At 68.5% G+C, this 13,171-nt stretch carries 14 protein-coding genes; 6 read left to right on the forward strand and 8 right to left on the reverse strand.

The window, feature by feature from the left end:
• Nucleotides 1-11: 11 nt before the first annotated feature.
• Together G6N67_RS31005 and G6N67_RS31010 are read right to left on the reverse strand one after the other, a co-directional pair.
• A complete protein-coding gene (locus G6N67_RS31005; protein ID WP_036441944.1) occupies nt 12-899 on the reverse strand; it encodes an SCO6745 family protein in 888 nt (295 codons plus the stop codon).
• A gap of 8 nt (nt 900-907) precedes the next feature.
• Nucleotides 908-1,624: a FadR/GntR family transcriptional regulator gene (locus G6N67_RS31010; protein ID WP_036441946.1), complete on the reverse strand. Its 717-nt coding sequence runs from the start codon at nt 1,622-1,624 to the stop codon at nt 908-910.
• 124 nt (nt 1,625-1,748) lie between these two features.
• Between G6N67_RS31010 and G6N67_RS31015 the strand changes: the two genes are divergently transcribed.
• Together G6N67_RS31015 and G6N67_RS31020 are read left to right on the forward strand one after the other, a co-directional pair.
• Nucleotides 1,749-2,255: a gluconokinase gene (locus tag G6N67_RS31015; RefSeq protein WP_036441949.1), complete on the forward strand. Its 507-nt coding sequence runs from the start codon at nt 1,749-1,751 to the stop codon at nt 2,253-2,255.
• Complete coding sequence (locus G6N67_RS31020; RefSeq protein WP_036441952.1) at nt 2,252-3,688, forward strand: GntP family permease; 1,437 nt, start codon at nt 2,252-2,254, stop codon at nt 3,686-3,688. The genes G6N67_RS31015 and G6N67_RS31020 overlap by 4 nt, the downstream gene beginning before the upstream one ends.
• A gap of 66 nt (nt 3,689-3,754) precedes the next feature.
• Here the strand turns inward: G6N67_RS31020 and G6N67_RS31025 are convergent, their stop codons facing one another.
• From G6N67_RS31025 to G6N67_RS31035, 3 genes are read right to left on the reverse strand one after another with little or no spacing between them, the layout of a single operon-like run.
• Nucleotides 3,755-4,243 carry an RDD family protein gene (locus G6N67_RS31025; RefSeq protein WP_036441955.1) on the reverse strand — a complete coding sequence of 163 codons (489 nt, stop codon included), beginning with the start codon at nt 4,241-4,243 and terminating at the stop codon, nt 3,755-3,757.
• Between the two features lie 9 nt (nt 4,244-4,252).
• Nucleotides 4,253-5,068, reverse strand: a complete 816-nt coding sequence (locus tag G6N67_RS31030; RefSeq protein WP_036441958.1) for a DoxX family protein — start codon at nt 5,066-5,068, stop codon at nt 4,253-4,255.
• Between the two features lie 37 nt (nt 5,069-5,105).
• Nucleotides 5,106-5,888, reverse strand: a complete 783-nt coding sequence (locus G6N67_RS31035; protein ID WP_051579292.1) for a serine hydrolase — start codon at nt 5,886-5,888, stop codon at nt 5,106-5,108.
• Between the two features lie 57 nt (nt 5,889-5,945).
• Here G6N67_RS31035 and xylB point away from each other — a divergent pair, with 57 nt between their 5' ends.
• Nucleotides 5,946-7,343: a xylulokinase gene (xylB, locus tag G6N67_RS31040; protein ID WP_036441961.1), complete on the forward strand. Its 1,398-nt coding sequence runs from the start codon at nt 5,946-5,948 to the stop codon at nt 7,341-7,343.
• Complete coding sequence (locus tag G6N67_RS31045; RefSeq protein ID WP_036441964.1) at nt 7,340-8,032, forward strand: MBL fold metallo-hydrolase; 693 nt, start codon at nt 7,340-7,342, stop codon at nt 8,030-8,032. Before xylB ends, G6N67_RS31045 begins: the two co-directional genes overlap by 4 nt.
• On the opposite strand, the gene G6N67_RS31050 is transcribed toward G6N67_RS31045, so the two are convergent.
• Nucleotides 8,033-8,947 (reverse strand): LysR family transcriptional regulator, encoded by a 915-nt coding sequence (locus tag G6N67_RS31050; protein WP_036441967.1) that lies wholly within the window; start codon nt 8,945-8,947, stop codon nt 8,033-8,035. It abuts the gene before it with no gap.
• Nucleotides 8,948-9,033: 86 nt separating this feature from the next.
• Between G6N67_RS31050 and G6N67_RS31055 the strand changes: the two genes are divergently transcribed.
• Both G6N67_RS31055 and G6N67_RS31060 read left to right on the forward strand, forming a co-directional pair.
• The gene (locus G6N67_RS31055) at nt 9,034-9,852 is read left to right on the forward strand and encodes an acyl-CoA thioesterase domain-containing protein (RefSeq protein ID WP_036441970.1); all 819 of its coding nucleotides are present in this window, start codon (nt 9,034-9,036) and stop codon (nt 9,850-9,852) included.
• Nucleotides 9,853-9,887: 35 nt separating this feature from the next.
• Nucleotides 9,888-11,369, forward strand: coding sequence for an FGGY-family carbohydrate kinase (locus G6N67_RS31060; protein WP_036441973.1), 1,482 nt, complete (start codon nt 9,888-9,890; stop codon nt 11,367-11,369).
• Here the strand turns inward: G6N67_RS31060 and G6N67_RS31065 are convergent.
• Nucleotides 11,354-12,145, reverse strand: coding sequence for an SDR family NAD(P)-dependent oxidoreductase (locus G6N67_RS31065; protein ID WP_036441976.1), 792 nt, complete (start codon nt 12,143-12,145; stop codon nt 11,354-11,356). The two genes, G6N67_RS31060 and G6N67_RS31065, sit on opposite strands and share 16 nt — an antisense overlap.
• Nucleotides 12,142-13,164, reverse strand: a complete 1,023-nt coding sequence (locus G6N67_RS31070; RefSeq protein ID WP_036441979.1) for a sugar-binding transcriptional regulator — start codon at nt 13,162-13,164, stop codon at nt 12,142-12,144. The genes G6N67_RS31065 and G6N67_RS31070 overlap by 4 nt, the downstream gene beginning before the upstream one ends.
• Nucleotides 13,165-13,171 lie beyond the last annotated feature (7 nt).

The raw sequence follows: 13,171 nt of genomic DNA on the forward strand, positions 1-13,171 counted from the left end.
CTGCTCGGGGATCAGTCCAGGTTCGCGCGGTCGTCGTCGAGATCGTCGCGGTTGAGGCCCATCGGGGTGGCCACGGGCACGTCGCCGGCCGCGACCACGGTCCTGGTGATCGGCGTCAACACCGCGAACAATGATGCGACCTCGTCGTCGGACAACGCGTCGAGCGCCGACAACGCGAGCGCATCGGTGCGGTCTTCCACGGTTTGCTTGACGTCGCGCCCAGCCTGCGTGAGCTCGCCGTCCGCGTCCAGCCAGCCTCGCTGACGCAAGCGGTCGACGTGGTGTGCCCACTGCTCGTCGTCGTAATCGCGACTGCGCATGATCATCTCGCGCGGCACCCGCCCCGCGGCAGCGTGCAGGACATTGCATTCACGGCCGCTGATCCCCTCGGAGGTCAGCACCGCGACGTGGGCGTCGCCACGGTGCTCGCGCAGCAGTGTGACGGCATGCCACAGCGTGGCCAGCGGTTCATCGGGCCACTCGAGCGCCCGGTTGGCCGCGTAGAGCGGACGTCCGTCCAGCGGTGCGGTGCGCGCTGCCTTCGCGGCCAGCTGGGCCGCCGTGCGGGTGGCGTCGGAATCGGTGACGCCGGACCGCCGCAGGGCAGCCACTGCCGACTCCTGCCGCGTCGTCAAAAGCGTTGCAGGCGGGGCGATATCCCATGCGGCGGGCAGGGCCTTGGCGACGCGTTCGGGGGTGAAGTTGTAGAACACGGCCGTCACGACCTCAGGGGCGACCACGCCGAGCGGTGCCGAGCGGGCGGCGAAGTAGCCCGCCCAGAACCCGCGGTAGCCGAGCGCGTCGAGCGCGGCGCGGGATTCGGGGGCGAAGTAGGTAACAGCATGTACCGGTTCCAGGCGGTCGAAGAATCGACGCGCCAGCGATGGCGAACGACCCACGCAGTCAGTTAACCATTGGCCGCCTGATCGCCGGTGACCGCGGTAGCCGCCTCATCGATGATCGCGCGCATGGCCCGCTCGGCGGCGGATTCGTCGCGCATCCGGATCGCCCGGGCCACCTCGTCGTGCAGTTCGATCGCGGCGGGGTTGGGGGAGACCGGCATCATCCCGTGATGTGTGCGCCCGGTCAGCACCTCGGCCACGACGTCGTTGAGTGCGCGGAACATCTCGTTGCCGCTCGCCTCGAGCAGCGTGCGATGGAACACCTTGTCCGCCAGAAGGTACGAGTCCAGGTCGCCCGAGCGGCCGTGCACCACCATGTCGGACACCGCGGCGGCCATGATGCGGCACTGATCGGCGTTGGCCCGGCGTGCCGCCAGCGCGGCGGCCGCGGGTTCGAATCCGCGGCGCAGCTCTGACAGCGATCCCAGTTGCGCCGCGCGGTCACGGCCCTCCAGCCGCCAGCGAATCAGCCTGGGATCGAAAACATTCCACTTGGTCGACGGCTGGATGGTGATGCCGACGCGGCGGCGCGATTCGATCATGCCCATCGATTCCAGCACCCGGATGGCCTCGCGGGCCACGCTCCGGGAAACTCCGTGCTGGGCGCTCACCCCCTCAAGCGTGAGCACCTGGCCGGCCGCGAGTTCGCCCGAGACGATCCCCGTGCCGAGCGCGGACAGCAAGTTGCCGTGCAAGGCGCCGACGTTTGATGGGGTGGACACGCTTACATCGTGTCATATGCCCAGGTCTTAAAGTTAAAAACATACGAAATCGTGATTCTCTTGCAAAAGTATGCTTTTTAAGCGATGCTGTGTGACGGCAAGCACAACTGGTGAGGTGGAGCGAATGGGATCACCAATCGTCGTAATGGGCGTATCAGGGTCGGGAAAATCAACCGTCGGCGCGGCGCTGGCACAGCGTCTACGGGTGCCGTTCGGCGACGCCGACGATTTTCACCCGCCGGCCAACATCGAGAAGATGACGGCGGGGCACGCCCTCGATGACGACGACCGCTACCCGTGGCTCGAGGCGATCGGCGACTGGCTTGCCGAACACCACGACGGTGGCGTCATGAGCTGCTCGGCGCTCAAACGCAAGTACCGCGACCAACTGCGGCGACACTGTCCCGAGGTGCAGTTCTTGCACCTCGCGGGTTCACCGGAGGTCATCGGTCGTCGGCAGGCCAGCCGCCCGGGTCACTTCATGCCGCCGTCACTGCTCGCGTCCCAGTTCGAGACGCTTGAGCCGCTCGACTCCGACGAGGCCGGCGTCGTCATCGACGTCGACCAGAACATCGACGCCATCATCGACACCTACGTCGCCCGCACGGCAGGACAGGACAGCCACCGATGAACTCGACACTGACCCTCCTCGCGGCCGACACCGAGCTGCCCGAGCCGGTCGCGCCCGGTTGGCAATTGGTGCTGGCGTTCCTCGCAGGCATCGCCGTGATCGTCGTGCTGATCTCCTTCGTCAAACTGCACCCGTTCCTGGCGCTGATCTTCGGCGCCGTGACGGTGGGCATCGTGCCGCTCGTGTTGAGCCTGGTCACCGGTGACACCGTGGACCAGAGCCTGACGACGGTGCTCAAGTCGTTCACCGACGGATTCGGCTCGACCGCGGCCGGGGTGGGCATATTGATCGCGCTCGGCGCGATGTTCGCCAAACTGCTGGCCGATTCGGGCGGCGCGGACGAGATCGTCGACACCATCATCGGGCACTCGTCGCCACGCATGCTGCCGTGGGCCATGGCGTTGGTGGGCGCCATCATCGGCCTGCCGATGTTCTTCGAGATCGGCCTGGTTCTGCTGATGCCGGTGATCTACCTCGTGGCCCGGCGTTCGCAGCTGTCCCTGATCACGGTCGGAATCCCGGCCCTGGCAGGCCTTTCGGCCATGCACGGTTTCGTTCCGCCCCACCCCGGACCGCTCACGGCCATCGACCTGTTGCACGCCGACCTCGGTGTCACACTCGCGCTCGGCGTCCTGGTCGCGATCCCGACCATCATCGTCGGTGGCCCGTTGTTCGGCCGCCTCGCCGGCAAGTGGGTCGTGGTCGGTGCACCCGACACGTTCGACGGCGACCGGGCCGGGCTCAGTGACGACGAGCGGGCACAGCGGCCGTCGTTCGGCATCACGCTCTTCAGCGTGCTGCTGCCGGTGGTGCTGATGATGGGCAAGGCGCTGGTGGACATCTTCATCGACGACAAGAACCAGTGGCTGCGGGTCACTTTCGACGTGCTCGGCATGCCGCTGGTCGCGCTGCTGATCGCCGTGATCGTCGGGATGCTGACCCTCGGGCGCGGCGCCGGGATGTCGCGCGAGGCCATCACCAAATGCGTCGAGTCGGGCTTGCCGCCCGTCGCGGGCATCATCCTGATCGTCGCGGCCGGCGGCGGCTTCAAGCAGGTGCTGGTCGACAGCGGAATCGGCACGATGCTGGCGCGGTGGGCCGAGAACGTCAACATCTCGGTGATCCTGCTGGCCTGGGTGCTCGCGGTGCTGATCCGCCTGGCAACGGGTTCGGCCACCGTCGCGACCATCACCGCGTCGGCCCTCGTGCTGGGCCTCGTCGAGAACATGGGCACCGGTCAGACGTCGCTCGTCGTTCTCGCCGTGGGCGCGGGCTCGCTGTTCTTCTCTCACGTCAACGACGCGGGCTTCTGGTTGGTCAACCAGTACTTCCGGCTCAGTGTCAGCCAGACCATCAAGACCTGGTCGCTCATGGAAACGGTGCTGTCGGTGGCCGGCCTGGTGTTCGTGCTGCTGCTGTCGCTCGTGGTCTGATTCGCGGCCCGGCAGATATGAAACTGCCCCCTTTTCTCTGAAAAGGGGGCAGTTCCTGTTCGGCCGTTACGTCTTGACCACCTGGGTGCCGCCGGCGAACTCGTCGTGCTTGCCCTGTTTGGTCGGGCTGCCGCTGATCGTCACGGCGATCACGATGATGGCGATGACACCGAGGAACCCGCCGACGATGGGAATCACCGGCAGCACGGTGAACGCATTGCGGATCGCCGACTGCCCGAGCGTGGGCTTCGGTGCACCGCCTGGGCCGTGCACGGCCAGGCCCAGGATCTTCTTGCCCGGCGTCCAGCCCTGTGTGACCTCGAAGAGCACGAAATAGGCGAACATCAGCACGCCCGTGAACAACCCGGTCACCCAATAGCTCGACAGTGAGTCGGTGACGAAGCTGAGGAAGAACGCCACGATCCCGACGATGATGCCGTCGATGACTCGGGCGAAGAAACGCATACCAAGGCCGCCCGGCTGCACGGCTCCATAGGGCGGCGGATAGCCGCCCGGCTGGCCGTACTGTCCGGGCTGCGGGGGATACTCGGTCATGACCCCAAGCTACCGACTGCGGCGCTGATCGAGCTGTTTCTTCGCTGCGCCAGCGAGTTCCGTGCCGCGTTCCCGGGCGGCCTCGGCCACTTCGGGTGCCCGTTCGCGGGTCACCTCGGCCAGTTCGGCGGCGCGTTCTCGGGCGATCTCAGCCAGTTCGGCGGCCCGTTCGCGCGCCACCTCGGCGAATTCGCCCCCACGTTCGCGCGCCACCTCGGCGAGCTCGCCGCCGCGCTCACGCGCCACGTGCGCCAACTCGCGTCCGCGCTCTGCCCCGATCTGCAGGCCATGGCCGACCTTCTCGGCGACTTCGCTGTCGGCGAGCGAGTGGCTTGCCGCCGCACCCGCGGGCAGCGCGGCCGCCACGGTTTCGGACAACGATCGTGCGGCGCGCCGGCCCCGCCAGCCGAGAGACGGCTTGCCCGCGGTGTCGACGGACGCGATGATCAGACCGCCGATGAGGCTCACATCGGTCAGAAACGCGCGCCGTTCCTCGGCCTGGCGCTGAGGATCGGATTCGTTCCAGAATGCATGCGAGCCAAGGCTTCCCGGCACCACGCTGACCGCGAGCACCGCCGACGCGAGCCGCGGCAGTCTGCCGCTCGCGAGCAACAGGCCACCACCGATCTGGGCCAGCGCGTTGACCCGGGCAACCGTCTCGGCGTTGGCCGAGGTGTTGGCGCCGACTTGCGGGGATACCCGGCTTGCCATTGCGAGTGCCGGGCGCGCCGCGTCAGCCGCGGGTTTCGGATTTCGTAGCGCTTCGACGCCGCGCGCGATGAAGGTGGCCGACAACATGGGGCGAGCGATTCGTCTGATCAACATGCTCTGTGTATTCCCGGACCGCCGTGCGGCAAACCTCTCAGCTCAGGCCGGCCAGCAGTAGTTCGCTGAGCCGCGTGGTGGTCGCCACGCCGTCGTCGTAGCCGCCTTGGTCGCCGAGCGCATTCATCACGGCGAGGGTGTAGCGCTGGTGCGGGCCGGCGAAGCCGACCGTATTGACGACCCAGCCACCCTGTTCCAGCGACCAGCCGTCCTTGTTGCCCGGTTGCATAGCCGGACCGGCGCCCCACACACCCCACTGCTGGTTGGCGTCGACGTGCTGGAGGGCGTCGACGATCGCCGCGGTGTCCTCGGCGTTCATCCGGGTCAGGGTGTAGGTCATGAGCCGGTCAAGATCCTCGGGCGTGGTCTTCTGGAAACCCCAGTACGGGAATGTGGAGCTGAAACCCCGCTGCGGCACGAGGCCGGTCATGCCGAACGCCGGAAAGTCGTTGTTGAACGCTTGGTGATCGGCACCGCCGTACCGCGCCCACAGCGTGTCGGCGGCGTCGTCATCGGATGAGTGCAGCATCGCCGCGATGAGCGCCCTGTCCGAATCGCTCAGCGTCACGGTGCCGGCGCGCTGTTTGCCGAGCAGATCGACGACCATGGCCAGCTTGATCGTCGACGCGGTCCACACCGGGTCGGTCGCGTGCGCGTTGCGGTAGGCCGCACCGGTCACGCGGTCGCGCACCACGTAGCCGACCGTCCCGGGCCTGGTGGCCAGGTAGGCGTCGGCCGTCGCGATGCGGGATGCGAGATCACACTGGGCTTCTGCCGTGCATGCCGCATGCGCAACGGGCACACCGACTCCGACATGCATCGACACCAGCGCCAAAGCGGTAACCAGAATGCGTCTCACCGGAGTAGCTTCGCAGGCGTGTCTCTGGTTGCCGGTATCGACTCGTCCACTCAGTCCTGCAAGGTCGTCATCTGTGACGCCGAGAGCGGAGCCGTGGTCCGCTCCGCGTCCACCCCTCATCCGGGCGGCACCGAGGTCGACCCACACGCGTGGTGGGATGCACTGCAGCAGACCATCACGGCTGCGGGTGGATTCGACGACGTGGACGCCGTATCCGTCGGCGCTCAGCAGCACGGCATGGTGTGCCTCGACGAGCACGGCGCCGTCGTACGAGATGCCTTGCTGTGGAATGACACCCGCTCGGCGCCCAGCGCGGCTGATCTGGTGGCCGAACTCGGGGGAGCGGCCGAGTGGGCGAACCAGGTCGGGGTGGTTCCGGTCGCGGCGATCACCGCGGCCAAACTGAGGTGGCTCGCAGACAACGAACCGGCGCATGCCGACGCGACCGCGGCCGTGTGCCTGCCGCACGACTGGTTGACCTGGCGGCTCACCGGTTCGACCGACATCGCCGACCTGCGCACCGACCGCAGCGACGCCAGCGGCACCGGCTACTTCTCGGCGGAGACCGGCGAGTACCGGATGGACCTGCTCGAGCTGGCGATGCGGGGCAGGCGGCCTGCGGTGCCCACGGTGCTCGGCCCACACGACGTGGCCGGCCGGCTCGGCTCCGGTGCCGTGCTGGGGCCGGGAGCCGGCGACAACGCCGCGGCCGCCCTCGGCCTGGGCGCGGGGCCCGGTGATTGCGTTGTGTCGCTCGGCACTTCGGGGGTGGTCAGCGCCATCGGCGACGCGGCTCCGCACGACGCAGAGGGCATCGTCGCGGGATTCGCCGACGCGACCGGGCGGCAACTGCCGCTGGTCTGCACGCTAAACGGCGCACCGGTGCTGGCGGCCGCGGCGGGCATGCTGCGGGTGGGATTCGAAGAGTTCGACCAGCTTGCGCTCTCGGCGCCGTCCGGGGCCGACGGGCTGACGTTGGTGCCATACCTGGAGGGGGAGCGGTCCCCGAACCTGCCGCAGGCCCGCGGCGCGTTGCAGGGCGTCACGGTGCAGAACTTCAACTCCGCCAACGTCGCTCGGGCCGCCGTGGAAGGCCTGCTGGCGTCGATGGCGTACTGCATCGACAAGATCGTCAGCTACGGCGTCGACATCAACCGCATCATTCTGGTGGGCGGAGGTGCCCGCTCGGAAGCTGTGCGTCGCATCGCCCCTGCCATCTGGGGGCGCCCGGTGGATGTGCCGCCGCCCGCCGAGTACGTTGCGCTCGGTGCGGCGCGCCAGGCGGCCTGGACGCTCACGCAACAGGATCCGCCGCCGCAGTGGGCGCCGGGGTTGATCACCCCTTACAGTGCGGCGCCCACGCCCGAGATACTCAAGCAGTATCTGGCTGCCCAGCCGCTGACGCTGGGTCAGTGAATTATCTCTGGGAGACTTTGGCCGACGGGGTCTGGCGAACCCGGCTGCCGTTTCTCGACGTGACGGTCGGTGTGGTGCGCGGCCGCGACGGAGCGCTGCTCGTCGATTCCGGTACGACCGAAACCGAGGCCCGGGCGATCGAGCAGGATGTCCGGCTGCTCGCCGGGCAGGGTGTCGAACAGATCGTGCTGACGCACAACCACTTCGACCATGTGCTGGGCAGCGCGTGGTTCCGCGACGCCGGGCTCTACTGTGCCCCCGAGGTCGCCGCCACCATGACCACCGGCACAGACCGGTTGCGCGCCGACGCGCTTGACCATGGTGCCGATCCGGTGGCCGTCGACCGCGCGATCGCGGCATTGCGGCGGCCCGACCATCTGGTTCACCGCGCCGAGGTCGAGCTGGGTGAGCGGCACGTCACGATTGTCCATCCCGGACCGGGGCACACCGACCACGACCTGATCGTGGTTGTCGCAGGCGCGCAGCCCGTCGTCTTCTGCGGTGATCTGGTCGAGGAGTCGGGCGATCCGGTGATCGACTCGGATTCTGACATCGGTGCGTGGCCGGCCACGCTGGACCGGGTCATCGCCGCGGGCGGCGCACACGCGGCCTACGTTCCGGGACACGGCGCGACTGTTGGCGTGGATTTCGTTCGGCGCCAACGATCGTGGTTGGCTCAACGGGTTTGATCACGGCGTCGGACGCAACCAGCGGCGCTGCGGCACCGGCCCACCGGCGGGCGGACGCATGGCGTCGAGCACGACGCGCAGCGGCGGCCAGGACGCCCGGCCTTTGCGGGTCACCGCGTATGCCGTCAACGACGGGGTGGCGTCGGCCAGTTCGAGCACCTTCACGCCGGCGATCGTCGGGCGCCCGAGCGGCAGCAGGCCGACGCCGTAGCCGGCCAGGATGAGGTCTTCGACCAGGTCCAGGCTGTCGATCTGATGCGCGATGCGCGGCGTGAAACCCGCCATGGCCGCCAGCGTGCGCACTGCATCCTCGTCGGCGGTGTTGCGGGAGTTGACAATCCAAGTCGCGTCGGCGTAGTCGGCGATCTCGACCGGCCGGTCGGGGGTGTCGGCAGGAACCCCCAGTCCCCACGGAACGCTCCACAGCGCAACGGTTTCCAGCACCGCGCCGGGCGCTGCCGGCGCCAAGTTGTAGTCGTATGTGAGCGCAAGGTCCAGATTGTCGTCGGTGAGCAGCGCGAATGCTTCGAGCGGTTCGTACTCGCTGATCACGAATCCGACCTGCGGGTGGATCGACGCCAGCTCGGCGATGCTCGGCAGCAGCGAGACCCGAATCCCGGTGGCGAAGCCGCCGACCCGCACGGTGCCGCTGGGTTCTGCGTCCGGGTCGAGGTCGAGCCGCGCGGCGTCGACGGCGGCCAGGATCGTGACCGCGTGGTCGGCGAGCCGCAGCCCGGCTGGTGTCAGCCGGACCCGCCTGCCGTCCGGTTCGATGAGCTGCGCACCGGTCTCCTTGGTCAACGCCGCGATCTGTTGGGACACCGTCGAGGTGGTCAGGTGGTGGGTCTCGGCGACCGCCCGCATCGAACCCAAGCGGGACAGGGACAGAAGGAGTTGCAGGCGGCGCGTGTCCATGCCGGCAATTGTTCAGCCTTTGCGAACGGTCTGTCCAGATCGTTCGCGATTGTGTGGATAGTTAGCCCATATGCGACGATGCGGAAATGACCGAGGTGGTGGCGCATTTCATCCCGTCCGCGCCGGACGTGTTTCAGCCGACGCGGTTCGCGCAGAGTCATTGGGGCGAAGACCACCTCAACGGCCCGGCGCTGGTCGGGCTCGCCGCCCACGCGTTGGAGTCGGCCTTCGGGTTGCCCGAGTTTCTGCCGGCGCGGCTCACGGTCGACCTGTTCAAGGCCGCACGCGGAGTGCCGACCACGACGAAGGTCGCGCTCATCCGTGACGGCCGGCGCGTCCGCAACTCCGAGTGCGAACTCGTGCAGGACGGTGTGACGGTGGCTCGGGCGACTCTGGTGCAGTACCGGCGGTCGTCGGCGCCCCGCGGCGAGGAATGGTTCTCCCAGGCGAGTTTCGAGCCCCCCGCCGACATCGACCCGGACCGCTTGACATACATGGGCAGCGACGGGGGCGGCTGGAGCCACGCCATCGCCGACCACCAGAACACGTCGCGCAAGCGGTTCATCAACCGGACCATCACAGTGGTGCAGGGCGAGGTGAATTCGCCGTTCGTGCGGGCCGCCATGGCTGCCGAGGGCACGAGCCTGGTCACCAACCTGGGCTCGGCAGGCGTCGGCTACATCAACGGTGACCTCACGGTGGCGCTGTCCCGACTGCCCGTGGACGAGTGGATCGGCGTGCAGGCAGATTCACACTGGACCGCAGAGGGCATTGCCGTGGGCGCGTCGACGCTGTTCGATCACGCCGGGGCGTTCGGTACCGGTCTGATCACCGCGGTCAGCAACCCGGCGGCCCAGATCGACTTCGCCAACGATCCGTTTCCCGATCGCGGTGCCCCGAGGTGACCCACGCGATCACGGTGCCGACGTAGGGTTGTCGCGTGGACTTGCTGCTCGGAATCGACATGGGAACGGGGAGCACCAAGGGCGTCCTGGTCGACGCCTCGGGTTCAGTGATTGCCACGGAGACCGTCGCGCATTCGATGGACCTGCCGCGGCCGGGATGGGCCGAGGTCGATGCGGAAAACCTGTGGTGGCGTGAGGTTTGCCAGATCAGTCAGGCGCTGATGGCCCAGCTGCCCGCTGGCGGCGCGGTGGCCGGGATGTGCGTCAGCGGCGTCGGCCCGTGCCTGGTGCTCTGCGACGACGATCTGCGGCCCCTGCGCCCAGCCATCCTGTACGGCATCGACACGCGCGCCTCGGCCGAGATCGAGGCGCTGACCGCCGAGTTCGGCCAGGCCGAGATCCTGCAACGCGCGGGCACCCTGCTGTCCAGCCAGGCGGTGGGGCCCAAACTCGAATGGGTCCGCCGCCACGAACCCGAGGTGTTCGAACGTGCCACGGGCTGGTACGGCTCCAACTCCTACATCGCCGCCAAACTCACGGGCGAATACGTACTCGATCACCACACCGCCAGCCAGTGCGACCCGCTGTACGCCACGCGCGATTTCGCATGGAATGAGCCATGGGCGCAACGCATTTGCGGGCACCTGCCGCTCCCGCGGCTGGTGTGGCCCAGCGATGTGGTCGGGACCGTGACCCGCGAGGCTGCCGCGGCAACCGGAGTGCCCGCGGGAACCCCGGTGTCGGCGGGCACCGTCGACGCGTACTCCGAGGCCTTCTCGGTCGGCGTGCGCCGACCGGGGGACCAGATGCTGATGTACGGGTCGACGATGTTCCTGGTCCAGATCATCGACGAGTACCACAGCGATCCCGCACTGTGGACCACCGCCGGAATCGAACACGGCAGCCTGGCGCTGGCGGCAGGCACGTCGACCGCAGGCAGCCTCATCGGATGGCTGCAGACCGTGACGGGTGGCGCGTCGTTCGAGGAGTTGATGGCCGAGGCGCAAGCCGTGCCGCCCGGCAGCGAGGGGCTGCTGGTGTTGCCGTATCTGGCGGGCGAACGCACTCCCGTGTTCGACCCGCAGGCGCGCGGCGTGGTGGCCGGACTGACCCTGCGGCACAGCCGCGGCCACCTGTTCCGGGCCGCGTACGAGGGAATTTCGTTCGGCATCCGCCAGATCCTCGAGCGGTTCGACGATGCCCATCACGCCACCAGGACCGTCGCGGTCGGCGGCGGGTTGCGCAGCCCGATCTGGGCCCAGGCGCTCAGCGACATCACCGGGCGTCCGCAACTGGTGCCCGAGCAGGCCATCGGTGCCAGCTATGGTGACGCCTTGCTGGCGGCGATCGGCGTCGGGCTGGTGCCGCCGGACACGGACTGGGCGAAGATCGCCACGGAGATCAAACCGAACGCGGACAACCGCGCGCTCTACGACGATCTGTACGCCACGTGGCAGGAGTTGTACCCCGCCACGCGCGAGCAGGTGCACCGGCTGGCACGTCAACCCATCGTGTAGCCACCGTCGACGGGAATGTCGACGCCGTTGACCATGCTTGCCGCATCCGAGGCCAGCCACACCACGGCGTCGGACACTTCGTGGGGAACCGCGAAGCGGCCCAGCGGGATTCGGGCGATCATCGGGGCCGCCTTGGCCTCCTCACCCCACACCCGCTGTCCCATCTCGGTGAGCACGACGGTGGGGCACACCGAGTTGGCCCGGATCCCGTGCGGTCCGAGTTCGCGAGCCAGCACCTTGGTGGCCATCACGAGCCCGGCCTTCGACGCGCAGTACGCGTAGTGGTCGGGCAGCGGCGCCAGCGCGGCCGCCGAGGCGACCGTGACTATGGCCCCACCTGTGCCCGCGGCGACCATGTCGGCCCCGACCGCGGCCGCCAGCAGTGCGGGGGCGCGCAGGTTGACGGCGATGGTCGCGTCGAACAAGGCCGGGTCGGTGTCGATCACGGGTTGCGGATGTGAGATGCCGGCGTTGTTGACCAGGATGTCCAGCCCACCGAACGCTGCGGCCGCGGCCTTTGCGAGCCCGGCCGGGCCCTGCGGCTGCGCGAGATCGGCTGCCACGGCGTGCACGTCGACGCCGAACTCGTCTGCCAGGGTGGACTGCGCCGCGTCCAGCTCGCCGGTGTCCCGGCCGCTGAGCACCAGCCGGGCACCCGCGGCGGCGAATGCCCGCGCGATGTCGGCACCGATGCCCTTGGTGGCCCCGGTGATCAGGGCCCGCTTGCCGTCGAGTCGCAGCGCCCCGCTGTAGCGGGGTTCGTGCGCGTTGGTCATACCGACTCCGTACTCTCCAGGATCGCGGTGGCCGTTGCGGGATCGGTCACCAGTTGATTGAAATATCCGCCGCGGGCGCCCGCGATGATCGAGTCGACCTTGTCCTTGCCGATGGCCACCGCGATGGTGACCGGAACATGGCGCAGCGCTTCGAGTTCCACCGCGATCAGCCGGTCGCTGCCGTCGAATTCGACGGCCTCACCGTCCCGGTCGAAGAACCGCGAACACACGTCACCGACCGCGGCGCGCAGCGAACTCGACTCGGTGGGGACGAACTGTGGGATGTCCGAACGCATCAGCGGCGGTGCGCCGACACCCATCAGCGCGCACCGCGCCCGCGGCCACAGGTGCAGCACCCGCTGGATGCTCGGGTCGTTCAGGAGCGACGGGTACAGGTCGGGGCCCGGCAACGCGGGCGCGAACAGGTAGTTCGGCCTGCCGTTGACCCGATTGGCCACCAGCCGCGTGATCTCGTTGGTCTGATACCACTCTTCGGGCTGATCGTTGCCACCCACGGTCGGTGCCACCAGGACACCCGGAAGGTCGACGAGTTCATACTGGGCGACCTCGTACACCGTGCGACCCGACGACACGAGGAGCACATCGCCGGGCAGCAGTCCCGCCGCGGCCAACGCCCGGCCGACAGCCGGCGCCAGCGCGCCGCCCATGACGTCGACCGCAGACCGGCCGGGGCCCGGAGTGGGGAGGGCATGGCTGATGTACACGGTGTTCAACGCGAGCGCCCTGGTTAGCTGATCGGCCACGTCGCCCGCACCGACTTCTGCCGGTGGCACCACTTCGATTCTGACGATCCCTCGGCGTTTCGCTTCTGCCAGTAGCCGACTGACCGTCGCGCGACTGGTTCCGAGCTGGGCCGCGACATCGGCCTGCGTGGCGTCCTCGTTGTAGTACATCTTTGCTGCTGCGTACAGCAACGAGGCCGGGAAGTGGCCGGCTTCGGTGTCGGGGGATGGACCGTCGACACCGGCCGAGGAGGGTGGCTGCGCGGACCGGGGCACGTCACGA

The organism is Mycolicibacterium mageritense, from assembly GCF_010727475.1.
Lineage (GTDB): Bacteria > Actinomycetota > Actinomycetes > Mycobacteriales > Mycobacteriaceae > Mycobacterium > Mycobacterium mageritense.